Below are 25083 nucleotides of genomic sequence, written 5' to 3'. Positions count from 1 at the left end.
AATCTTGTTATGCCTGAACTGCATCAAACGTTGCCAGTCTATGTGGTTGATGACGATGAGTCGATGCGTGACTCATTGGTGTTCTTATTGGAAGAGCATGATTTCACTGTGTCAGCCTATGAAGATGGCCCAAGCTTTTTAGACTCTGCGGATCTCACAAAGCCGGGCTGTGTAGTGCTAGACAGCAGAATGCCTGAGATGAGAGGGCAACAAGTTCATGAGTTGATGGTGAAAGCACAGAGTCCGCTGTCGGTTATCTATCTCACAGGGCATGGTGATGTGCCAATGGCGGTGGAGGCCTTGCAAGCGGGCGCGGTGAATTTCTTCCAAAAGCCGGTGAAAGGTGGTGAATTGGCCGAAGCAATCAAGCAAGGGTTAGAGGCTTCTGAAAAGCATCTTCACATGAATGTGTATCGCCAAGCTTATGCGTCGCTGACCGAACGAGAAATCGACATCCTTAAGCAGATCATTGATGGCAAGCGTAACCAGAAAATCGCTGATGAATTATGCATTGCGATGAGAACAGTAGAAGTACACCGAGCAAGTTTGATGAAGAAATTCTCAGCGAAGACGGTTGCGGAACTGGCTTACATATACGGACAATTAACTTAACTATCACTGTGCGAAATTCCTGATGGAAACCCATCAATTTTGTCACCGACATTTAGATTTTTTCTGATGAAAGATAGTCTTCAATTAACCTCTATATTGAAGCAAGATCACACCCTTTAGGGAGTGCATACCGATAGGCCTCGGTAGACTTTTTATCGTTATGTATTCCTGAGATACTGAACTAAGTTAATTTTAAGGTGGAACGCGTTAATAACGGCGCTTTTCCCTGTAATTCGAAACATTCACTATGGTTGATAACACCTCGACATCGAGATTTGTATCAGCCGAGTTAGGTTAAAATATTTTATGAGTACAATGGGAATCGCAATTGGTGCGACGGCTCTTTCGTTAATACTTGTGGCTGTGTGGCTGATTTCTTTATCGCTAAGAAAACAGCGCTTGGAACAAGAACGCAAAGCTCGTGCAGTCGCTTACCGAAAAGCGATTGAAAAAGCGCGCATCCAAGAGCAAAAAGAGCGTCACTTCAAAGCCGAAACCGGACATGTTCCGTCGATTCTATATTTAGCGAAAGAGGCCGAACGTAACAATATCAAGGAAGCTTTGTATTGGTACGACAAAGCCGCACATCTAGATAATGTCAACGGTATGTATGGCATTGTGCGCCTGAGTATGAAGCGCAAAGAAGACCTGATTTTACGAGAAAAAGCCAACTTCTGGCAGCTTGCAATATCAGCGATGGACAACGATCTGGTGGCGAAATTTGAGATGGGTAAAGCACTCGTATCAGGGCGTGGAACCGATAAGAACATCCCCAAGGGTTACACCTATATCGAAGAGTCGGCAATGGGCGGGAACACCGAAGCCATGCTGTTTATGGGCGAGTGGTGTCTAGACAAAGAAAACCCAGACTACTCCGCCGAAAGCTCGTTTGAGTGGTACCACAAGGCCGCTGAAAAAAATAACCTAGATGGCAAGATCAAACTGGGTATGAGCTATTTGAACGGTGTTGGTGTTGAACCGAATCACGGCGAAGCGGTGTACTGGTTTGAAACTGCCGCAGAAAAGAATAGCGCAGAAGCCATGTTTAGAGCAGGCGAAGCTTGGATTGATCACGGTGAACACGGCAACGCAATTGCTTATATCTGGCTATTCTTGTCGGCTCATTTTGGCTATTCAGAAGCAAAGCATTTGAGGGATAAAGTTGGTGGTGAACTGGGTGTGGATGCCGTCGTGGGCTTACAAGCTCTGACTAAGCCGATAATGACCAAGTTGACTCAAGAAGCGATCACTAAGCATTCAATCGTTAAAGCGCTCAATAAGCTCTACAAGCGTAATATACCGATCCCTAAGAAAGTGAAAGAAGCGTCTGATGAAGAAGGTGAGGCATTAAACGTAGATGCGAGCCATTTAGATACTCAAACTTCGAGTGTTCAAGATACGAATGTCGATTACAGCCAACAACCTAATACCGAGCAAGCATCAACAGAGAGACAAGCGACCCCAAATAGTGACCCTCTAGACTTCAGTCAGTCTGCGGTTGAGTCTAATTGGAACAGAAACCAGTAAGTCGAGCTCATTGGCTTGATAGGTTCTCCTATGAAGCATATGACTAGGAACTATTAAGTGATGATCGTTTCAGCTTTAACCACGAAAATCAGACAACAAAAAAGGGAAGCAGATGCTTCCCTTTTTATTTGTGTGCTGTCTGCTTTAAGAGCTAAAACCCAAAGCTTATGCCGCTTTGTTTTGCTCAGCTTTACATACTGCAGCAGTGAACACTACGTCAGTTGAGCTGTTAAGCGCTGTTTCAGCAGAATCTTGAATCACACCGATAATGAAACCTACCGCAACAACCTGCATCGCTACATCGTTAGAAATGCCGAATAGGCCACAAGCTAGTGGGATAAGCAGTAGTGAACCGCCAGCAACACCAGAAGCGCCACATGCAGATACCGCAGCCACAAGGCTTAGTAGAATCGCTGTGAAGATATCAATCTCAATACCCATTGTGTGTACAGCTGCAAGTGTTAACACAGTGATGGTGATTGCAGCACCCGCCATGTTGATTGTTGCGCCTAGAGGAATCGACACAGAGTAAGTATCTTCGTCTAGGTTCAGCTTCTTACAAAGGTTCATGTTGACTGGGATGTTTGCAGCACTTGAACGGGTGAAGAATGCTGTTACGCCAGATTCACGAATACATTGCAGTACGAGTGGGTATGGGTTCTGTTTTGTTTTCACAAATACAAGCAGTGGGTTAACCACAAGTGCGATGATCAGCATTGAGCTTAGTAGAACCGCTAGCAGTTGACCGTAGCTTGCTAGAGCATCGAAGCCCGTTGTTGCAAATGTCGTTGAAACAAGACCAAAGATACCGAATGGCGCAAGACGAATGATGAAGCGAACAATGTGTGAAACACTGTGGCTTAGGTCTTCGAAAACCGCTTTGGTTGTTGCAGATGCGTGGTGCAGTGCAAGGCCAAGACCGATTGCCCAAGCAAGAATACCGATGTAGTTCGCGTTCATTAGCGCGCTAACTGGGTTATCTACAAGCTTGAATAGAAGAGTATGAAGAACCTCAGCAATACCTTGAGGTGGGTTAGCACCTTCAGCGCCCGCAACCAGTGTCAAAGTGGTTGGGAACATGAAGCTCAGTACTACTGCAGTCAGTGCAGCAGAGAAGGTACCAATCAGGTAAAGCACAATGATTGGACGCATATGAGTATGCTGACCTTTCTTTTGGTTTGCGATAGAAGCTGCAACAAGAATGAAGACTAAAATTGGGGCAACAGCTTTCAGAGCACCAACAAACAGGCTACCTAGTAGGCCTGCGTCTTGAGCTGCTGAAGGAGAAACCATGGCGAGAACGACACCGAAAACAATACCAGCAAGGATCTGTAGGACAAGATTCCCACGAGCGATGCGGGCGAGCATGTTGTGATTTTGCATAAAATACCTGCAATTGTTAAATTATTATAGTGATGTATCTTTTATAAAGTTGTACCAAATCCAACTATACACTAGTGGAATGGGCGGTCATATTAGCGGGATCTTAGAGGGTGTCTAGGAATAGTTTACTTTTAGGGTGATTGTTTGCGCTACGTGGTGTTTTTAGAGCTAAATGTTAAATAATTGTATTTTGATTGAGCTATAAATCTGCGGAACTGCATTTATTAGACCTAATATACTGTAAATTTGGAAATGTAAATGCTCATAGGTAAGAACATTGAGTGCATAAATAGTCGCTTTGCTACCAAATTGAAACAAAAAGCCCCACGTGTTTAACACGGTGGGGCTTAGTCGTTTAAATAAAGCGTATTGTGATTAACCTGATTGGTTTAGTCGGTCGCTTTTTTTATGTTTCGGCTTTCTGACTGTACGGTTTTGTACATCTTGGAAAGCTGTTTGCTGTTCGCGCGTTGCTCTGCCAATGAGGCGCCATTTCTGGCTTGCTCTCTTAATAACTTTTGATAGTTAGTAAATCGTCTTTCAGACAAATCACCCTCCTCAATGGCTTTGCGTATCTTGCAACCCGGTTCTGATTCATGATGACAATCAGAGAATCGGCAATGCATGGCTAACTCTTCGACATCAGAAAAGGTTTCACTTACGCCTTCTGCGCAGTCAGCAAGTTGTAGCTCTCGCATTCCTGGAGTATCGAGCAGTAAACCACCCGATGTTAGCAAGTGGAGCGATCGTGATGTAGTTGTATGACGGCCTTTACTGTCGTCTTCACGAATGCCACCCGTGGCTTGTTGAGTTTCACCGAGCAATGAGTTTACTAGCGTAGATTTGCCCACACCGGATGAACCCATTAGAGCGACGGTTTTGCCTGTTTTACACCAAGGTGACAAGACTTGAGTTGACTCTTGGTCAAGGCTGTTCACTGCTTCGATTATCAGCATAGAATCTAAGCTTTGCACTTGTTGTATTTTGTCTTCGTAGTCGTCACATAAGTCTTTCTTTGTGAGTACGATAACCGCTTCAACTTGTGCTTCATTGGCGAGCGCTAGGTAGCGTTCGATACGGCTTAGATTAAAGTCATTGTTTAACGAAACCACGATAAAAACCGTGTCGATGTTAGCCGAAATATATTGTTCTGCGACGCGACTGCCAGCTGCTTTACGGCTGAAGAGTGATTGACGCTCTAGCAAGCGGTCGAATTGCAGTTCAGAGTTCAAGATTACCCAGTCGCCAACCGTCATTGCGGGTTGGTTTTGATGGATAGGTAGAACGATTTCGCCTTGTTCTGACGCTAGTGTATAGCCGCTGCGATGGTGCGCGGTGATACGAGCAATGACGGATTGGTCATAGTCTTCGAGTGTCAGTTGTTGTTGGAATACAGGTTGCCATCCAAGTTGTTGAAGTGACATTGGATGAGAAAATGCGTTTTGTGAATTCATGTTTATTTACCCAGACGTGCGAGCTTTCTTTTCTTGTGAGAGCATTAAAGTCTTATCAGTGCATTAACATCTTGTGAGATCTCAGGTTATTGACGAGATCAAAAAGTGTTTATGAGACCAAACAGAGTTAATGAGATAAAAGCATCGAGACGTCAAAAATGTTTGAGCTTGGGTCGAATTCAAATAGATAGGACCCCGGATTTAGTCATGCGTTATTGAGCATGCAGGTATCGATCACTTATAGATCAATAGTAAACCGGGTAAAAGTGTGCGGTAGCCAGTAGATGGCTTGATGTTGGTCGTTCTAGATTAAAGTTTGTTTAACCAAACAAATTAACGCGTTACTTTTACTGCCAGTTTTAGTGTTTTCATTACAATCATCTTCTATTCTCCTTGGTTATTAATGTGGTCAGGCTTTGAATAAAAAGCGAGCTCAGTTTAACAAAAAGCCACGATGGCGAGAAGTCATCGTGGCTTAATTTATTTCATTGATTGTGAATCCGATTAGTGATGATCGTGATTCATCTTTTTCATGCCGCTCATTACTTTCTTAACTGGCGCTTCAAAGGTTTGCGTTTCACCGTTAGCGAAAGTCAGAGTCATCTCTATCTGCTCACCTTCTTTTAGACCATCTTTTAGGTCGAACAACATAATGTGCAGGCTGCCAGGCTTAAGTATCGCTTCACCATTCGCAGGGATTGTGATCTCTTGAACTTGGCGCATCTTCATTACGTCGCCATCAACGATAACATCATGAAGCTCTACCTTGCCTGCTGCGGGTGTAGCCGCAGAAACAATAGCGCGATCTTTATCGCTGTGGTTCATCAGAGTCGTGAATACTGCGCTGTTTACTGCTGAAGGTGGTGTTGCGCGAGCGTACGCGTCGTGAACCATAATATCGCTGTTCGCGTGAGCAAAGGGAGTGAGCAATAAGCCTGCTAGAGCAAGTGCTTTTAACTTCATGTTGTTGTCCTTATTTTTATGTTTTGGTCTGGGACCTGACTTTATGTTTGAACTTTATTCGTTAAGTTCTTTGTTATTACGTTTTACTGCGTCAGTTTGTTGATGGCCTCAACAATTGGTGCAGGTGTTAACGTGTGCGGTACTTTAGTAATCAAGGTACCGTCGGGCTTTAAAAAATAAAAATATGAGCTGTGGTCAAGGGTATATTCCAACTCTGAACCTTCAAGCTTGGTTTTTCTGAAAATAACACCGTAGTTATGTGCAAGCGTTGTTGTCAAATCTAACGGGCCACTTAATCCTTCCATCATTGGGTGGAAGTATTGTGCGTATTCGTAAGAAGCTTCTGCGGCATCGCGCTCAGGATCAAGAGAGACAAACATCGGGCGAATCTTTGCTTTTGCTTCGTCAGAGACTTGGTTAAGTGCGCCGGCTAACATTGCTAGTGAGGTAGGGCAGACATCTGGGCAACGTGTGAAACCGAAGTAAACGATACGGATTCTGTCGTCGGTTTGGTCAAAGATTTCCGTTGGCTGGTTATCTTTACCAAAAAGGGTTGTTGCAGAGAATTCTTGCTTTGCAGCGTGTTGTTCTTGAGCTTCGTTTTGCCCATCAAGGTAGCTTTTGACACCAAAGCCAAGTACAAACGCTACCACTAATGCTAACGACCAATTCTTACTCATCTTGCCATCCTTATTGCAGGGTTTACGGTTTCAACACCATCGGTGAGTTCGCCAAGCCAAGTCATTTTATCCATGGTACACACAGGTAAAATTACATCACCTTCATAGGTATTGTTGCCAATATTCTTTAATTGAAAACGTGCTGATCCCATTTCCATTTCTAATCCAGTGAGTGACAGCATTAATGTTTCAGATGCTGCGCCTTCCCAAACGACTTTGATTTTGGTCGGAACCAGAGGCTGTGCCGTCTCATGTTCAAGCGTCATCGCAACGGTATTTTGTTCACACGATTCTGTTGAAAGCATGCAGTAATCATCTAAATTAACATCAGCGGGAGCGTGCACCATCGCTGACTTAAAATGCTGAATTGCTTGTGGCCCATAAAAGCCTGCCACGAGAGCGATTCCAAGAGCTGCAACCTTTAATGCTGGGTGCATGTCGAGTTCTCATCTAATTTTATAAGAGCGGCGATGTTATCACACCCCTCAATACGTGCTTGTATCAAAAAGCAATTTTGTGCGTATGGTAGATATAAAAAAGCGAAGCCATAAGCTTCGCTTTGATTCATTTCACAAGGTGCGTCGCTATCTAAGCTCGGCACCCTACATGCTAACTTAAGCACGATTGTTAGAGATCAGTCAGCATTGCGCTCAGCAAACTTTTCTAAACCTAGCACTAGCGCGATAGCCACCAACATCATGATCACCGATAAAGTGAGCTGAGAAGGTTGCGACGTTACCGCTTCGAAATTGAACGGAGATAGGTTCTCTTGAATCAGTGGTACTTGCTCACCTTTCGAGTTGATGCGCCAGCTAATGGTCTCTTTCCAAGGCCAGATCTTCGGTAGCGTACCAATCATCAAACCCGTTAAGAACACCAATGTGAAATCGCGGAATGAGCGTAGTAACCAAGAGAGTACGTGCGAGAAAGTCAGTAGACCAATCACACAGCCGCCAAGGAATAGGGCAAGTACATCGATTTGAAACGATTTAACAGCGCCAAGCACTGGGCCATACATACCAATCAGAAGCAGAATAAAGCTGCCTGAAATTCCCGGTAGAATCATCGCGCAGATCGCAATCGCACCTGCAATCAAGACGTTGATGCTGGTTGGCTCCATTTGCAATGGCTTAAGCACAGTAATGCTGTAAGCGAAGGCAACACCAAGCAGTAAAAAGACGAATCGAATCATATCGCGCTTTTCTACTTGCTTAAGAATATGGAAAACCGACACCAAAATCAGACCAAAGAAGAAAGACCACAGTGGAACAGGATGCGTGACCAATAACCAAGAAATCAGTTTTGCGAATGTTGCAATGCTGGTGAATACGCCCGCGAACAGTGAAATCAGGAAGAAACCGTTGATGTGGTTAAACGCAGCTTTGAAGCCTTCGCGTTTCCATAAGCCAAGTACGCTAGGGTTAATTCTGCGAATGCTTTCTAGCAGCGTATCGTAGATACCAGTGATGAATGCGATGGTTCCGCCCGACACGCCAGGGACAACGTCGGCTGCGCCCATTGCCATGCCTTTGAAAAAAGTACTTAAGTAGTTCATTGATTCATAGAGTTGAGGATGATTTTGTGCAGTATACAAACTTTAGTGTAAAAAAAGTATGAATATGCCACTGGGTCGATACTTTTATTACCGCTTTAATTGTAAGGCAATAAGTTGAAGTGAACTTTGGCCTAATATTTAAAATACAACCACTTAGTGATTTGTCATTAAGAGTATCGATGAAACTGGTGTCTTATCGATATTGCATCTTGGTTGCATTATGCAAATGCACTTTGCAATTCGCATGTAAAAATCGTGGTTTTTATGCGATGCAGGGCTTATAAAACGCTAAATTAAAGTTGGCACGCTAACTGCATTATATTAACTGACCCTTCTTAAGCCGAGGGTCACCTAGCCAACTGACGTTGTTAGTGAACTTATGATTTGTTCACAAATATATAGAGCCAATCGCGATTATTGCGGTTGGCTATTTTTTTGCCTGTCGTTTGGCGATCTCTAGTGTTTATTGGTTACTCACCATTCTCCAAGCGAAAAAAAAGCCAGCCACCATCGGTGACTAGCTTATGTTTTCTCGAATCAATCTTGAATCGTGAACCTGTTTTAGTACCCCATTAACTGAAGTAAGTTCTCTGCTGTGCTTATCGCTTCTTTACGGTTAGCAATGTTGAGCTTTTGGTACAGGTTACGAATGTGAGTCTTGATTGTGGTACCTGCTACATCAAGTTCTTGAGCGATTTGCTCGTTACTGAACCCCGAGTAGATCAAGCCAAGTACTTGCCATTCACGCTGGGTGAGTGGGCTCGTGCGTACAAGCTCAGGAATGTTCGGGTGATTAACCAGATTCTCTACAAAGTCTTCATCGAAGTGAACCGAGCGACTGCGTTGAGTCGTCGAGATATCTTTCATGATTTGTTGCGCGCGGTGACGTTCTAAATCACCTAAGCCTGGCTTGTTGCTCAACTTATCCAAGATATGCCCGATAGTACCGCCATCGACCAAGAAGTTACCGACCATACCGGTTTGGTTGGTCATGTGTAGGGCTTCTTCTAGCAATACGCGCGCGCTGTCTTCATCGTTGATCTGGGTGCGTAATACCGCTTCAACGATTAAGTTTCTGTTGGTATCAGTAATCAGATGCGAACGCTGAGCCTCGCTTTTCAGGAATGCTAGCGCTTCTTCTGCTTCTTCATACAGCTCAAGGATGATGTGAGCACGCACGATGTTGCGCCATTGAAGTTGGCAGAAGTGGTTGCTTGCTGATTCAGGTCGAACTGCTACGCTCAACCAGTCACGGATTGCGTCTTTATCGCCTTTCACTTGCCAGAACAAGATAAGAGACAGTGACGCATTCGCCGTCCAATCTACGTGGTACGTTGATTGGCGCAACAAGTGCTGAATCTGGTCGATAAACTTCGATGCTTTATCAATCTCGCCACGGCTCAGTGAAATACGAGCCAGCATCGAGTAGCTGTGTAAGTGCTTACTTGGTGAATGGTGACCAAGAATATCTAAGCCCTTGTAGCAACACTCTTCTGCTTCATCTAATCGGTTCCAACACCAGAAAATCTGAGCTCGAACACGCAACAAGAATTCATGCAAAGGCACGTATTGAAGTTGGTGTTCTTCAATCAGTTTGAATGCGCTGTCTTGCAGTTCAAATGCAGCTTGAACGTAGCCTTGAGCAATTAGAATTTCACTTTGTTGCAGAATCGCCCATAGCGCTTGATGGTAAACCTGATACTGGCGAGCTAACTTCTCAGTTTGCTGCATCATTGGTAGAGCGCGGCTCAGATTACCCATTACGTGATTCACTTCGCCAACAACCGAGGTTGCGACAATGCGGCTACGGTAAACTGTGGTATTCAGCTGGCTCAATGAAAGCTCTGCGAGTTCGAGCGCTTTCTCTGGCTCATTGCTGTTGATCGCGACTTGTGCACGCAACGCGTTGTATTGACCTTGCTGCTGAGTATCCAGTTCGATATTTCGAGCTTGATACTGAGTTTCGGCTTCTTCTAACAGAGTACCCACTTGATCATAACGGTGCTGACTTTGCGCTAGCCATGCACGCAGCATTGATAGTTTAGGTTCGCTGTAGAGTTGGTCAGTAGTCAGCTGCTTGATCGCCATCTCTAGTGATGACAACTCACCTTGGTTGAACATCTGCCAACCGTGTTCACTGAGGATCTGAACAATCAGTTGTGGATCGTCCGCGCGCTGTGCGTGTCGCAAAGCTTGGTGAGGTGTTTTCTGTTTGATCCAAGCCTTAGCTGCACTGCGATGCAATTCCGCTTCTTGTTGCGGAATACGAGCTTGGCGCTCGTGGGCGAGGAATTCACCAAATAGGTTATGGAAGCGATACCAGTTCTTCTCGCCTTCAAGAGGGTAGATGAACAAACCAAATCGGTTGAGCGATTCAATCATACCGAGCGCGTCTTCACGTTGTGTTAGTGCGCAAACAAGCTCGTCGTTGAAGTGATCAAGCACTGAACACTGCATCAAGAACTGTCGGGTTTCTTTGTCTAGCAGGTCAAATACTTCTTCAACCAAATAATCCCAAAGGTGGGCATGGTTAAAGTGGGAGAACGACTCGGCAGATTGTGCCAGTGTGCGCTTTTGGTGCTGTGCTTGAAGGGCAATAAGTTGTAATGCAGAAGGCCAACCCTCTACATAACTACAAATACTGCCTGCGGTCGTGTCGTCAATACCATCAGCGACACGTTGATTGAAGAAGCGTGTGGTTTCTTCCGTATCAAAAGCCAGAGAGTCGTTGCCAATCTCAATCATCAAATCGCGAACGCGCAGGTTAGCTGTGCCAAGCGGCGGTGTGCCACGGCTAGTCACAACCAACGTTAGGTTGTCGGGCATGTGTTTAAGGAAAAAGCGCATCGCTTCATGGATGTCGTCATTGTTCACCAAGTGATAATCGTCCAACACAAGGAAACACTCATGGTGGAATTCAGACATCTCAGCAAAAACTTCACTTAATAAAGAATGCAACGATGAAAACTGTCGTTTCTCTGCCAGCTTTTGGGCATTCGGGCAGGCATTTTGAGTCGCTTTATTAAGGGATTGAAGTAGGTAGTTGATGAAACGGAAGGCATCGTTGTCACTATCATCGATGCTGTACCAACCTACATTAGGTTTTTCTACCAGCCATTGGGCAGCCATGGTGGTTTTGCCGTATCCAGCTGGAGAGCGGAACAGTACTAGCTTATAGCAATCTGCATTCTGAAGCAGATCGAGAACCCTAGGTCGCAGAATTGCATTGTGTAAGCGGCCGGGACGAGTCAGTTTCGAAGGGATCCACATGTCGAAGTTTTACACCTATTCCGTGGCTATGTTCTGGAATATCCCAATCTATCGTTGAGTGCACTCCAATGACATTAGCCTAATTACTTAAGTCTTTACTCATATTACGTGAACCAAAACGATACCGACTATGATCCTCCTCAGAAACCTTGCACTCCTGCATGTTTTTGGGGTTCTACGCCCTTTATTTGTGACTTTGCTCACCTTGCGGGGTGATTTGTGAATGTGACTTTGTCCTTTCTTACACATGTTTTTATGTAATCGATGAGAGTCCAAAAATATTTTCGTGATCTGAAACTCAGATTTGGCAATGACTTTAAATGGGTTAAATAAAAGTCACATCAATTGAAGTTAAGTTATCGAACGGGAGCTTGTGATCTTAATCACTCCAAGTTTTTATTCTGGGCTAGAACATGAGAGTCAGATCACTAACCCAATCTGGGTACGCCCCCTACGCCCTCCCATCTACTCCTAGTTAGTCGTACGGCCAGGAGGATGTTTAGTTATTGGTGACCATGCACGATATGTCACAGATGAATTAGAACTATTAAAAGCGAGATTTCTGAAATGAAACCAACTCAGCAAAAAACTTTCGATAAAGTGTCATTCCAAGAGAGTGTTAAGAAACATCTATCTGCAACCTACGCAACAACAGTAGAAACCGCTGACAGCCGTTCATGGTATTTAGCGATGGGTCGTGCTCTTGCTGAGCTAACGACATTCGATCTGTTAGAAACAGAAAACGATGAAAAAATCAAAAATGCGAAGAGTGTTAACTACCTTTCGCTAGAATTCTTGATTGGCCGTCTGACAGGTAACAACCTAATCAGCATGGGCCTGTATGAGCAAATCACTCATGCAATGGAAGAGCTAGGTCAAAACCTAACTGACCTTCTAGAAGAAGAACGCGACCCATCACTAGGTAATGGTGGTCTTGGTCGTCTAGCTGCTTGTTTCATGGATTCTTGTGCCGCTCAAGAATACCCAACAGTAGGCTACGGTCTTCACTACGAATACGGTCTATTCAAACAGTCTTTCCAAGACGGTCGCCAACAAGAAGCACCTGACGCATGGCGCGGTGTTGAAGGTTACCCATGGGAAGTTGCTCGTCCAGAACTAGCACAACACATTGGTTTTTACGGTCATGTAGAAGTTGAATTCATTGACGGTAAAGAAGTACGTACTTGGGTTCCAGGTATGGAAGTAAAAGCAATGCCTTGGGATCTACCAATCGTAGGTTACGAGTCAAGCACGGTTTACCCGCTGCGTCTTTGGGAATGTCAGGCAATCGCACCATTCTCACTAGCAAGCTTCAACAATGGTGATTACTTCGAAGCGCAACACTCGCTAATCGATGCAGGTAACATCACTAAGGTTCTTTACCCGAACGACAACCACGAGAAAGGTAAGACACTGCGTCTAATGCAGCAGTACTTCCACTCAGCAGCATCGGTTCGCGATATTCTACGTCGCCACGAAGCAGCAGGTTTCTCTCTAGAAGATCTGCCTAAGCAAGAAACGATTCAGCTTAACGATACGCACCCAACAATCGCGATTCCTGAGCTAATGCGCATCCTGATTGACGAGAAAGGTCTATCTTGGGACCAAGCATGGGAAATCAGTGCTCACACGTTCGCTTACACGAACCACACACTACTTCCAGAAGCGCTAGAGACTTGGTCTGAATCTTTGATCAATCGTCTTCTTCCACGTCACATGGAAATCATCTTTGAAATCAACCACCGCTTCATGCAAGAAGTTCGCAAGATGTGGCCTGGTGACGGTGAGAAGCAAGCGAAGCTTTCTATCATCCAAGAAGGTTTCCACCGCATGGTTCGCATGGCAAACCTATGTGTGATTGGTTCTTACAAAGTGAACGGTGTAGCTGCGCTTCACTCTCAACTGGTTAAGAAAGACTTGTTCCCTGAGTTCAACGAAATCTTCCCAGGTAAACTGACTAACGTAACGAACGGCATCACGCCACGTCGTTGGTTGAAGTTCTGTAACCCAGGTCTATCTACGCTAATTACTGGCAAGATCGGTACTGAGTGGCCAGCAAAACTTGAGCAGCTAGAAGGCATCGCTAAGTTTGCAACAGACGCGAAATTCCAAAAAGAATTCATGGCTGTTAAGAAAGAAAACAAACAGCGCCTTGCTGATTGGGTTCAAGAGAACATGGGTATCGAGCTAGACACTAACGCTATCTTCGACGTTCAAATCAAGCGTCTACACGAATACAAGCGTCAGCACCTAGACTTGCTACACATTCTATCTCTGTACCACCGTATTCTTAACGAACCTGGTTTCGAGTGTGAGCCTCGCGTATGTTTCTTCGCAGCGAAAGCAGCACCGGGTTACCACCTAGCGAAAGAGATCATCTTCGCAGTTAACAAGATTGCAGAGAAGATCAACAACGATCCTCGCATCGGCAACAAGCTTAAAGTGGTATTCATCCCTGACTACCGTGTAAGCATGGCTGAAATCATCATCCCTGCAGCAGACGTTTCTCAGCAAATCTCACTGGCTGGTAAAGAAGCATCAGGTACGGGCAATATGAAGATGGCTCTAAACGGCGCTCTAACTATCGGTACGATGGATGGCGCGAACGTTGAGATTCGTGAAGAAGTTGGCGATGAGAACATCTACATCTTCGGTCTAGACGTTGATGGCGTTCAAGCACTGAAAGCTCAGGGCTACAACCCTTACGACTACTACAATGCAGACCCACTACTGAAAGCATCTCTAGACCTATTGACTGGCGATGAGTTCACTCCAGGTCAACCAGGTCTTCTACGTGCAACGTTTGATAGCCTGCTAGACGGTGGTGACCCATACCTATGTCTTGCTGACTTCGCATCTTACGTGAAAGCGCACGAAGACATGGGCACGCAATACAAAGACCAAGCAGGTTGGGCTAAGAAAGCGATTCTTAACACAGCATTGGTTGGTAAGTTCACATCAGACCGCTCTATCCGCGACTACGTGAACAACATCTGGAAACTAGAAGCGGTTAACCGTTAATAGTTCCCAAGTAGCCAAGGCAGCTTCTGCCTTGGCTCAATTAGCTTGTGAGCAAACAGATGGCTTATCCGATAGCAATGCTTACAAACTGATTGTCACAAGCTAATTGATTAGTAAAAAATTAAATAAACAACCCTACAAAAATTGAAAGCGTCAGAACGTTTTCGGAGAGAGCGATGAAAGAACAGACCGTATTAAAACAAGTCGCAGAAATGGCAAACATTGCCGACAGTTACGTTAGTGCGTGGGGCGATGAAGCACAGGTATCAGACGAAACTATCACGTCTCTATTGGCTTCATTGGGCTACGATACCAGCAGCGATGATGCACTATTAAAGTCAGCAGAAAGAAAACACAAAAAAGATGTACTAGACCCGGTTCTTGTCTTGCGTGATGGTGAGCCAGTAGAAGTGGCGCTGAATTTAGGTGTTAGTGCTCGTGAAAGCGAGTTTAGCTGGCGCTTAGAAACCGAGCAAGGAGAGGTACTCGAAGGCTATCTTCAATCTCAAGTCGTTCGTGATGAGCGTGCCGAGGGTGGCCCTTTAGTGTTTGCATTGCCAAGTGATTTGGCATGGGGTTACCACAAGCTAATTGTGAGCCGTAAGCGCCGTAAGAAGCCTTACGAGATGACACTGATCATTACGCCAAAAGCGTGTTTCAAGCAGTCTCCAATTGAGCAAGGCAAAAAGCTGTGGGGACCAAGTGTTCAGCTTTACACCCTAAGAACTCAGCACAACTGGGGTATTGGTGACTTCGGCGATCTAAAACAGTTGGTTGCTGATATCGCGTCTCGCGGCGGTGACTTTGTCGGTCTAAACCCGATTCACTCATTGTTCCCTGCGAACCCTGAAGGTGCGAGCCCATACAGCCCGTCTTCACGTCGCTGGTTGAACATCTTATACATTGATGTGAGCTCAGTACCTGAATTCGCATTAAGTGCAGAAGCACAACAAACCGTAGGCAGCGCAGAGTTCCAACAGCGCCTACAGAAAGCTCGTGATGCACACTGGGTGAACTACACCGAAGTGTCTGAGTTGAAGATGAGCATCTTGCCTTTGCTATTCGCAGAGTTTAAGACTCGTCACCTAGACAAGAACAGCGATCGTGCACAAGCCTTCCTAGCGTTTGTGGAAGAGGGCGGCGACAGCCTGATGCACCAAGCGGCATTCGATGCACTGCACGGTGAATTGCATGCTGAAGATTCTGGCATGTGGGGTTGGCCGGTATTCCCTGAGAAATACCGTACATTCGACAGCCCAGCAACACAGAAATACATCAAAGAGAACCTAGAGCAAGTGCATCTTTACATGTACCTGCAATGGTTAGCAGATTGCCAAATCAACGATGCTCAATCGCTTGCTGAAGAGAAAGGCATGGCGGTTGGTCTGTACCGAGATCTAGCGGTAGGCGTTGCAGATTCAGGCAGCGAGACTTGGGCTGACGAAGGCAACCTAGTAATGGATGCGAGCATCGGTGCTCCACCAGATATCCTTGGTCCTCTGGGCCAAAACTGGGGCTTACCACCACTGAATCCAGAAGTGCTTCTAGAAACAAGCTACGATGCTTACATCAAGCTACTTCGTGCGAACATGAAACACTGTGGTGCACTGCGTATTGACCACGTGTTAGGCCTGCTACGTTTATGGTGGATTCCAAAAGGTGAAAACGCAACGAAGGGCGCATACATCTACTACCCAGTACAAGATATGCTGTCGATTCTTGCGCTTGAATCTCACCGTTACCAATGTAGCGTTATCGGTGAAGATTTAGGTACGGTGCCAGATGAGATCGTAGACATCCTAGCGGATGCTGGCGTGCACTCTTACAAGGTGTTCTTCTTCGAAACATCAGAAGAAGATGGTGGTTTCATCTCTCCGAAACACTACGCATCACAATCAATGGCGGCTCTGTGTACGCACGATATGCCAACATTACGTGGCTTCTGGCACTGTGATGACTTGAAGATGGGTCAAGAGATTGGTTTATACCCAGACGCAGCACAGCTAGAAACTCTGTTCGATGACCGTCTTGAGTGTAAGCAAGGTATCTTAGATTCAGTGGCATGGCATGGTTTCCTACCTGAAGGTGTTGGTCGCGATGCAAGCCAAGTACCGATGGACTCTTATCTTGCGGAAGCACTTCAACTGCACGTTGCAGCGGGTGGTTCAACATTGCTAAGTGTTCAATTGGAAGACTGGCTAGAGATGGATAAGCCAGTAAACATTCCTGGTACCGTCGATGAGTACCCGAACTGGCGTCGTAAACTATCAATGAACTTGGACGAAATCTTTGCTCACGAAGGCGTTAATCGTATCGCTTCTAAGCTGACAGACGTTCGAGAAAAAGCAGGTAAGTAATGACATTGAGTGACTTGAATATAGGTGGTTTTTTGCTTACGGCGTACGAAACTACAACCTCGGTCACTCAATAATGAATGCTCATCTGGTAGAATAAACCGTCGTTATATTGCCCGCACTAATAGCGGGCATTTTTGTATTATATTTTTTGGATGTTTGGTTAGGGAGAAACGTTTTGGAACTAAGTTCGATTTCAAAGCAAAAACAAATATATACCCAACTATCACAGGCTTGCTTCACAGACCCATTTGCGTTTTTAGGTCCATACCTACCTTCTGACCAAGGTGCACTACGTGTATGGATTCCTGGAGCAGATAAGGTCGAGTTGATTGTTGGAAAGGAACCTCGTATTGAGTTAGCGCGAGAGGGTGAAAGTGGTTTCATTCTTAAGCAAGAAAGAGACTTACGTTTTACTCACTATAAGCTTGCGGTTGATTGGGCTGGAGTAGAGCAGATCATTGATGACCCGTACCAGTACCATGATTTGTACGCGAGCTATGAAGATCTTCATACACCGAAAGATATGTACCATCACATGGGGGCTCAGTTTATTACGCTAGAGCGTGATGGACAGACGATTTCAGGTACTCGTTTCTTGGTGTATGCACCGCACGCAACAGCGGCAAGCTTGGTGGGTAACTTCAACGCTTGGGATGGTCGCCGCCACCCAATGCAACGTCTAGATTACGGTATGTGGGGCCTATTCATTCCTGAACTGGAAGAGGGCGCTCAATACAAGTTTGAATTAAAAGGACCGGATGGCGAAGGCTTACCACATAAAGCTGACCCATGGGGTTTCTACTCCGAGCAATACCCATCATTTTCTTCTGTGACTTACGATCACGCTCGTTATGAGTGGCAAGATGCTAAGTGGCAGAATCGTCCAGTGACGCAAAAGCGTAAAGAAGCGCTTTCGTTCTATGAATTGCATGCCGGTTCTTGGAAGCGGAACTCTGAAGGCGAATTCCTAAATTACCGTGAGCTAGCAGCAGAGCTGATTCCATACCTAACGGATCTTGGCTATACGCACGTTGAATTGATGCCTGTTTCAGAGCACCCATTCTACGGTTCTTGGGGTTACCAACCTGTTGGTCTTTTCGCACCGACCAGCCGTTTCGGTTCACCGGATGACTTCAAATACTTCGTAGACCAATGTCACCAAGCGGGTCTTGGCGTTGTGCTTGACTGGGTTCCAGCACACTTCCCAAGCGATGATCACGGTTTAGCTAATTTTGATGGTACGCCGTTATTCCACGATCCAGACCCACGTCGTGGTTGGCACCAAGACTGGAACTCGTACATCTATGACTTAGGTCGTGAACATGTGCGTCGTTTCTTGGTGGCAAACGCGCTGTACTGGTTCGAGCAATTCCATATTGATGGTATCCGTGTTGATGCGGTAGCTTCGATGCTCTACCTAGATTATTCACGTAGCCATGATCAGTGGATTCCAAACGTGGATGGTGGCAACGAAAACTACGATGCTATCGCTACCCTGAAGTGGATGAACGAAGAAGTGTACAAGCACTTCCCGAATGCAATGACAATTGCGGAAGAGTCGACGGCTTTCCCTGGTGTTTCAGCACCGACCTTTATGGGCGGTTTAGGCTTCGGCTTTAAGTGGAACATGGGTTGGATGCACGATAGCTTGTCTTATATTCAAGAAGATCCAATCAACCGTAAATATCACCACGATACAATTACCTTCCCACTGGTTTATGCACACAGTGAGAATTACGTATTGTCTCTGTCTCACGATGAGGTGGTTTACGGTAAAGGCTCTATCCATAACAAGATGCCAGGTGATGAGTGGCAGCAAACGGCTAACCTACGCGCTTACATGGGTTACATGTATGCACAACCGGGTAAGAAGTTGAACTTCATGGGGGCTGAATTTGGTCAAACGGCTGAATGGAACCATGACGACCAACTGCAATGGTTCTTGTTGGATTATGAGCGTCATCAAGGTGTTCAGCGTTTAACAAAAGATCTGAATAATCTTTACCGTTCAGAAGCAGCAATGCACGACCTTGATTTTGACCCGAAAGGCTTTGAATGGCGTCTTCAAGATTCAGCAGAAGCGAGTATCCTAGCGCACGAACGTATCAGTGAATCTGGTGAGCGTGTATTGGTGGTGTCTAACTTTACGCCAGTTCCTCACGAGCACTTCCGTTTAGGTGTTCCAGCACAAGGTAAGTACTCACTATTGTTGAATACAGACTCGACTGACTACGCGGGTAGTGGTTTTGAAGTGAAGCAGACTGCTGAGATCGAATCAGTAGAAAGCGAAGGTCTGGATACATCGATTGAGTTGCGTTTACCGCCGCTATCGACGGTCTTCTATAAACTGAATTCGTAATATAATTCACGTAGTAGAAAGTATAAAAAAGGGAGCCTTCGGGCTCCCTTTTTGTATTGAATATAAATGTTCGTTTAGCTTAATGCTGCTTGAAGTTCGTAAGATGGAACATAGAGCGTCCAACGACAGTTTCAAGAATACGAACCGAGTCGGTTCCAAAGCTCTCAAACATCTTCTCTCGAAATTCGCCATTTGAGCTGAGGTCGAACTCTTCGGGGCTTTTAACCTGAGATGCATGGAAGAACATGAGCTTAATAACGTATTGGAACTGTTCATCACCTAAAGCATCTTGCCAAGACTGAACAAAAGCGGCTTCTGACGAGAAGTCTAAGCTTTCGATAACAATCGATAACATGTGTTTGTGAAGCACTGAGCGGATAGCGCGAGTCGATGAATAATAGCCCTGAAGCGTCGTTAAACTAATGCCAATTTCTTGAGCAATCCTTGCATAAGTTAGTGCTTCATGTCCTTCAGCCAGAAAAAGGTTTAGTACGATTTCATCGTAGTGTTTTTGGTTTTCTAGTTTCTGTACTTGAGTAATTCGAGCCATTACAAATCTCTATTGAGTGTAACATTCTGTAAACAACATATATTAAGGGTTTCTGAATGAGATCTCAAATCATAGAGGTAAGAAAAACGTCAGTTTATCGTCAAAAGTCGATAAACATAGCTCGCCTGCTTGAAATTTAATCGGCTTTGAGTCCATACAAAAACACCGCTCTATTGAGCGGTGTGTTATTTTAAGCTGTTGTTTATATGTGGTAAATAAGAACTAGCATGGATACCAAAATAATTCGGGTTCAACAATACGTTTTACAATAGCCAATATCACTATCAAGGTGATGACTGCCAAGCACATATAGTCGACTCGTTTGAGAGGTGCATAGCTGTACCAAGTGCGAGATTTATGTCGTCCGAAACCGCGCAATGTCATCGCGTTTGAGATCTCATCTGCTCGATCCAAGCTTGAAAAAATTAATGGACCTAACACTTTTGCAACATTTTTGATGCGTGTAATGAGTGGTGCTTTCTTGGAAAGTTCTACACCACGAGCCTGTTGGGCATGCATGATATTGACGAAGTCTTTCTTAACTTCTGGCAAGTAACGTAGCGTTAAGCTCACCGCATAAGCAATTTTGTAAGGAACTCCGATACGGTTGAGGCTTGCTGCGAACTCAGTTGGGTGCGTTGTGAAGACAAAGATCAGTGCTATCGGGAACATGCTCATGTATTTGAGCGTCACGGTCACCAAGTAAAACAGTGTTTCTTGGCTCAATGAGTAATTACCAGGAAGCGTCAATAATAGCGTTTCACTGCCGATGAGTTCGGGACCTTGTTGTGGAGCCAGTAAATACATAAATAAGGCATTTAGGCTCAGAACACTTGCAGTACCAATCAACAGCGGCTTGTAAACTCGCACAGGAACTTGAGTCAGCTTTAATAGATATAAGCCAGTCAGGATCAAAACAACGATGAGTCTGAGATCGAACGTTGTAAGTACAACGGTTACCCAAGCTAAAAACAGCGCAAACTTGGTGATGCCATTGAGAGCGTGCAGCGGCGATTTGGTATCGATGTAATTGATGCCGAATTTTACTTTTGATGCATTCATTGAGCGCTTCTCTCGTAGTCGATGAAGTACTGCATAAATGCATTGGTGTCGTCGATTTTCATCATGGTCGCGAGTTCATAAATGCTTGTGGTACAAAGATTTGCACGTTCTAATAGCGATGGTTGACTGAATACTTCTGTCATCGCGGCATTGGCAATCAGCTTGCTGTCTGCAATCACGATTGAACGTGTGGTGTACTCGAGAACGAGGTGCATGTCGTGTGAGATAATCACAACGGTGATGCCTAGGTCGCGGTTGAGTTTTTGAATGAACGCCAGCATCGATGTGTAGTTACGGTAATCTTGACCTGCCGTTGGCTCATCTAAGATCAGAAGCTCTGGTTCTAAAACCAAGATAGACGCTATTGTTACGCGCTTTTTCTGACCGTAGCTCAGTGCTTCGATTGGCCAGTGGCGGAACTTACTCAAGCCACAAAGCTCAAGAACGTTTTCTACTTTGCCTTTGATTTCGTCTTCTGTAACGCCACGGTTACGAAGGCCAAATGCAACTTCGTCGAAGATCATATGATGCGAGATCATATGATTCGGGTTCTGCATGACCACACCGACTTTCTGACTTCTTTCGAAGATAGAAAGCTCAGATAAGTCTTCGCCGTTCAGGTACGAAGAGCCAGAATCCGCGTCAATCACACCCATGATAATCTTGGTGATGGTCGATTTACCGGAGCCGTTCTTACCTAATATCGAAACAAACTCACCTTTGCCAATCTTAAAGCTGACATCTTCGAGTGCGTTTTTTTCACCGTCGTAAGAGTAAGTCAGGCCATGCACTTCGAGCAAAGGTTGATACTGCTTTTCAGCAACAGGAGTAGGGCGTTCAGCAAACCAAGATTGAACCGTAGGACGGAACCTTTTGTAGTCCAAAGCTTTGAGGTTAGACAGTTTGTCTTCGCTTGTTAAAGGCGCTTTGGCTGCTTTAAGTGCTGATAGGTAAAGCGGTTCACGAATACCGTGTGTCTCAAGCAGTTCAGAAGCTAAGATTTCATCGGGTGTCATGTCTGCAACGATTTCGCCGCGTTCCATTAAGATCACACGATCAATATCGCGATGTAGAACATCCTCAAGGCGGTGTTCGATAATCACGATAGTCTTGTTGGTTTCTTTATGAAGTTGATCGATGATCTCAATCGTTGCCTTGCCTGTCTTAGGGTCAAGGCTTGCTAAAGGCTCATCAAACAGCAATATATCAACGTCATCAACTAAGATACCCGCTAACGATACTCGTTGTTTTTGACCACCAGAAAGGTCGTGTGGAGAGCGATCAAGCATATCCGCCAAGTCGACCATTTTTGCAGTCGACTTAACGAGAGGATACATATCGATGTTCGACATCAACTGGTTTTCCAATGCGAATGCTATGTCTTCGCCGATACTTAAGCCGACAAATTGGCTGTCAGTATCTTGCAATACCGTGCCGACTTGCTCGGTATAGTCGTGCATTGAAAACTCAGAGATGTTCTTGCCGTTGATCTCTAAAGAACCGGAAACCTCACCTTTAATCGCGTGAGGGATTAGACCGTTAAGACACTGACCTAGGGTAGATTTACCACTACCACTTGGTCCAATAATGACGATTTTCTCTCCTTTCTCTATCCTTAGATTGATATTTTTTAGCGTCGGTTTATCCAGCGACTCATATCTAAAAGAGAAGTTCGAAAATGCTATAGTCATTATCGCTTATGCCTCAGTCAGGTTGCGGCTTTGTTTGTTACGCTTAGCGACTGATTTTAGGATCAGGAAGCCAACAACAGCGATCAGAACGGTATTACCCGCTGCGATGATAGACAGTTGAGTGAAGACTTTAGTAAACGGTTCTGCGTATAAGATGGTGTCTAGGAATGCGGAACAGCCGTAGCCGACAACATTACCTGCGAGAGCCAGTACGACAAATAGCGCAAAATCTTTCATTGGCAGTTCGCCTTGTTGAAGACGGTTTTTAGTCATCATAGGGAATAGACCAATAACCATGCCCACGATACCTGAGCCTAATACCCAAGTTAACCATACGCCCCAACCTGCGAATAAGTCTGTTACCCAGTGGCCAATGAAGCCTACCAAGAAGCCTACAATTGGGCCGAACAAAACAGAAAACAGTGCTAGAACTGCCATTGCTGGTTTCAATGTCGTGTTCGCAAACACTGGGACACCAAACATAGGTAAACCACCAATGCCGTACAGTGCCGCGCCAATGGCGATAACGACGACTGTTTTAGCTGAAAAGTTCATAGATAACCTCGAATACTGAAAGATAAAACATGATAAAGAACGAATATTCGCCATTATTAATATGCGTCTCAATGAGAACGTTTTTTGGGCAAATATAAAAAATAAGGCGCGCATTATACAGTAGAACCCTTCCATAAGGGAAGGTAAGTGTCTAGATGTCTAAAATTCCATCTGAACACGTAAATATGATGAAAAATACGCAAATTTACGGTTAATCAAACAACAAAAAAGCCAGAGCGGGTCTGGCTTTTTCATTCATATTAACAATGTGTTAATTCCATTTAAGGGCTAGGTATCGTTAATTTCTTGGTCTAGATGACAGTGATTTAGTGATTTAGTGATTTAGTGATCTAGGTATAAATAGTTCTGCCAGCTCTTCATACGGATAAGCACCTTACGCATGATAGATACGTGGGTGAAGCTGTCTGAATAAACCGAAACCTCAACCGCAGTACCCATAGGTAGGTGGTATTCAGATAGGTCATCAGTGATGGTTAACTTAACAAACACGCGACCACTGGTACGCAGAGCATCCGTACCTAGTAAAGCACCTCTAGCTTGGAATTGGCTCTCACCAATCGCTGGCAAGACTTCATCAATACGGCCTTTAAACACTTTACCTGGCAGAGCTCTGAATAAGAACTCAGCTTCGAACCCTGGTTGCAGACGCTGCAATGAGTTCTGTCTAAAGGCAGCTGTGTAGAACTGAGCTTCGGTGTGAACAAACGTCATCACTGGCGCCAGTGGAAGTGGCACTGCCATTACACCCGGACGAAGGGCCAGTTGTGTCACATAACCATCCGTTGGCGCACGAACGATAGTTTGGTCTAAGTCAAATTGGGCTTTACGTAAATCGGCAAGTAAACCAGCGACGGCTGTGTTCTCGCCACCAATTTCTGAGTTGAGTGCGATTTGAGCTTGTTGTTGATTCGCCTCTGCAACTTTGACTGCAGCTTCTGCACCTTTGTACGCTTGTCGACGAGTATCGAGTTGTTGTTCGGTGAAGGCGCCACTTTCAAAGCCACGTTTGTATCGAGAGAATTCACGCTGTGCTTTGTCTCTTTCTGCAATCGCTTTTATTTTGGCGGCTTCAGCTTCTCCCACTTGAGACTCTAATCCTAGAGCGCCTTGGCTCGCTTCTTTGACTTGCGCTTCCAGTTTTGCAACGGCCGCTTCAAAAGGGATAGGGTCGATTTTGAAAAGGATATCGCCTTTCTGAAGGGGCTTGTTCGCTTCGACAGGTACTTCGATTACTTTACCGCGCACACCAGAAACAATCGGTGTTGTTGAGTAAACTTGGTTACCGATCTGTGTGAAAGGGTGGTTATAGTTCATCAAAAGGATCAATGTGCCTATGATGATGACGCCGCCAAGAACCGCAGTTGGAACCGTCCATTTATTTAGCGGGATATTGAACACCTTGAAAATGGTGATACAAAGTGCTGCATAAGTCATTATCAGCAGTAAATCCATTACTTAACCTCCTGATCTTGAGCGTTATTCTGATCTTTATTTTGCTCCGCTTTAACGGAATCGGCTTGTTTAAGTTGCGCGATTTCTTGCTGAAGGGTGCTAACTTGGTCGATTAAGGTGTCAACACGGTGGTGAATATCGTGCTGCTCTTCTTCGAGTTTAGCGAAGCCCCAGCCGCGATCTTTGCGCCATAGCGTCGCCCAAATCCAAAGGAATGGCCAGATAGTGTGTAAGGTGAATAGGCTAACCCAGCCTGAGACATGAATAGCATCTTGATGAGGGTGATTGCGTTCTTTCGCAATTTCATAGGGAATATCGTGAATAACGATGATGCCGTAAAAGATTACTAATGCTACGAAAATAAGTAGACCGAGCGCAAAGTAGTCTAAAAACATAACAGATCCTTGTAATGTTAGATATTAGTTATAAATATACTACGCTATCATCCAAGTAATTGTTATCGAAATGATTTACCGAGTTACAAATAATGTGTTTTCGCTTCTAATGTGAACGATATTATTGTTGCATCTTATAAAATCGTCTTTCTGTTTGGAGAGGTTTCTTCTGTGTT

Annotated in this window: 18 protein-coding genes; 5 read left to right on the top strand and 13 right to left on the bottom strand. The window is 45.0% G+C overall.

Annotated features, from left to right (window positions below):
• Window positions 1–9 precede the first annotated feature (9 nt).
• Together L1D37_RS07570 and L1D37_RS07565 are read left to right on the top strand one after the other, a co-directional pair.
• Window positions 10–612 carry a response regulator gene (locus L1D37_RS07570; RefSeq protein ID WP_239847438.1) on the top strand — a complete coding sequence of 201 codons (603 nt, stop codon included), beginning with the start codon at window positions 10–12 and terminating at the stop codon, window positions 610–612.
• A 306-nt stretch (window positions 613–918) separates the two neighbouring features.
• Window positions 919–2139: a tetratricopeptide repeat protein gene (locus L1D37_RS07565; RefSeq protein ID WP_239847437.1), complete on the top strand. Its 1221-nt coding sequence runs from the start codon at window positions 919–921 to the stop codon at window positions 2137–2139.
• A gap of 165 nt (window positions 2140–2304) precedes the next feature.
• On the opposite strand, the gene sstT is transcribed toward L1D37_RS07565, so the two are convergent.
• From sstT to malT, 7 genes are all read right to left on the bottom strand, one after another.
• A complete protein-coding gene (sstT, locus tag L1D37_RS07560) occupies window positions 2305–3522 on the bottom strand; it encodes a serine/threonine transporter SstT (RefSeq protein ID WP_239847436.1) in 1218 nt (405 codons plus the stop codon).
• A 389-nt stretch (window positions 3523–3911) separates the two neighbouring features.
• Window positions 3912–4976 carry a ribosome small subunit-dependent GTPase A gene (gene rsgA, locus L1D37_RS07555; RefSeq protein ID WP_239847435.1) on the bottom strand — a complete coding sequence of 355 codons (1065 nt, stop codon included), beginning with the start codon at window positions 4974–4976 and terminating at the stop codon, window positions 3912–3914.
• 504 nt (window positions 4977–5480) lie between these two features.
• A complete protein-coding gene (locus L1D37_RS07550) occupies window positions 5481–5939 on the bottom strand; it encodes a copper chaperone PCu(A)C (protein WP_239847434.1) in 459 nt (152 codons plus the stop codon).
• An 83-nt stretch (window positions 5940–6022) separates the two neighbouring features.
• Complete coding sequence (locus L1D37_RS07545; RefSeq protein WP_239847433.1) at window positions 6023–6619, bottom strand: SCO family protein; 597 nt, start codon at window positions 6617–6619, stop codon at window positions 6023–6025.
• On the bottom strand, window positions 6616–7056 hold the full coding sequence (locus L1D37_RS07540; protein ID WP_239847432.1) for a hypothetical protein: 441 nt from the start codon (window positions 7054–7056) through the stop codon (window positions 6616–6618). Before L1D37_RS07540 ends, L1D37_RS07545 begins: the two co-directional genes overlap by 4 nt.
• A gap of 197 nt (window positions 7057–7253) precedes the next feature.
• On the bottom strand, window positions 7254–8174 hold the full coding sequence (locus tag L1D37_RS07535) for a DUF368 domain-containing protein (RefSeq protein WP_017630202.1): 921 nt from the start codon (window positions 8172–8174) through the stop codon (window positions 7254–7256).
• A gap of 561 nt (window positions 8175–8735) precedes the next feature.
• Window positions 8736–11444, bottom strand: a complete 2709-nt coding sequence (malT, locus tag L1D37_RS07530) for an HTH-type transcriptional regulator MalT (protein ID WP_239847431.1) — start codon at window positions 11442–11444, stop codon at window positions 8736–8738.
• 567 nt (window positions 11445–12011) lie between these two features.
• Between malT and L1D37_RS07525 the strand changes: the two genes are divergently transcribed.
• From L1D37_RS07525 to glgB, 3 genes are all read left to right on the top strand, one after another.
• A complete protein-coding gene (locus L1D37_RS07525) occupies window positions 12012–14465 on the top strand; it encodes a glycogen/starch/alpha-glucan phosphorylase (RefSeq protein ID WP_061037953.1) in 2454 nt (817 codons plus the stop codon).
• 176 nt (window positions 14466–14641) lie between these two features.
• Window positions 14642–16822, top strand: a complete 2181-nt coding sequence (gene malQ / locus L1D37_RS07520) for a 4-alpha-glucanotransferase (RefSeq protein ID WP_176679258.1) — start codon at window positions 14642–14644, stop codon at window positions 16820–16822.
• A 175-nt stretch (window positions 16823–16997) separates the two neighbouring features.
• Window positions 16998–19181 carry a 1,4-alpha-glucan branching protein GlgB gene (glgB, locus tag L1D37_RS07515; protein WP_239847430.1) on the top strand — a complete coding sequence of 728 codons (2184 nt, stop codon included), beginning with the start codon at window positions 16998–17000 and terminating at the stop codon, window positions 19179–19181.
• A gap of 79 nt (window positions 19182–19260) precedes the next feature.
• On the opposite strand, the gene L1D37_RS07510 is transcribed toward glgB, so the two are convergent.
• From L1D37_RS07510 to L1D37_RS07485, 6 genes are all read right to left on the bottom strand, one after another.
• Window positions 19261–19731, bottom strand: coding sequence for a TetR/AcrR family transcriptional regulator (locus L1D37_RS07510; protein WP_239847429.1), 471 nt, complete (start codon window positions 19729–19731; stop codon window positions 19261–19263).
• Between the two features lie 222 nt (window positions 19732–19953).
• On the bottom strand, window positions 19954–20793 hold the full coding sequence (locus L1D37_RS07505; protein ID WP_239847428.1) for an energy-coupling factor transporter transmembrane component T: 840 nt from the start codon (window positions 20791–20793) through the stop codon (window positions 19954–19956).
• Window positions 20790–22484, bottom strand: coding sequence for an ABC transporter ATP-binding protein (locus L1D37_RS07500; protein ID WP_239847427.1), 1695 nt, complete (start codon window positions 22482–22484; stop codon window positions 20790–20792). The genes L1D37_RS07505 and L1D37_RS07500 overlap by 4 nt, the downstream gene beginning before the upstream one ends.
• Window positions 22485–22490: 6 nt before the next feature.
• On the bottom strand, window positions 22491–23039 hold the full coding sequence (locus tag L1D37_RS07495) for an ECF-type riboflavin transporter substrate-binding protein (RefSeq protein WP_048662433.1): 549 nt from the start codon (window positions 23037–23039) through the stop codon (window positions 22491–22493).
• A 342-nt stretch (window positions 23040–23381) separates the two neighbouring features.
• The gene (locus L1D37_RS07490; protein WP_176679263.1) at window positions 23382–24512 is read right to left on the bottom strand and encodes an HlyD family secretion protein; all 1131 of its coding nucleotides are present in this window, start codon (window positions 24510–24512) and stop codon (window positions 23382–23384) included.
• Window positions 24512–24907 (bottom strand): DUF3302 domain-containing protein, encoded by a 396-nt coding sequence (locus tag L1D37_RS07485; RefSeq protein WP_055319660.1) that lies wholly within the window; start codon window positions 24905–24907, stop codon window positions 24512–24514. Before L1D37_RS07485 ends, L1D37_RS07490 begins: the two co-directional genes overlap by 1 nt.
• Between the last annotated feature and the right edge of the window lie 176 nt (window positions 24908–25083).

Origin of the sequence: Vibrio sp. Isolate33 (assembly GCF_022397895.1) — a bacterium.
GTDB classification, from domain to species: Bacteria; Pseudomonadota; Gammaproteobacteria; order Enterobacterales; family Vibrionaceae; genus Vibrio; species Vibrio pomeroyi.
Note: the sequence above shows the minus strand (reverse complement) of the source record. Positions and strands in the feature narration are given on the sequence as shown.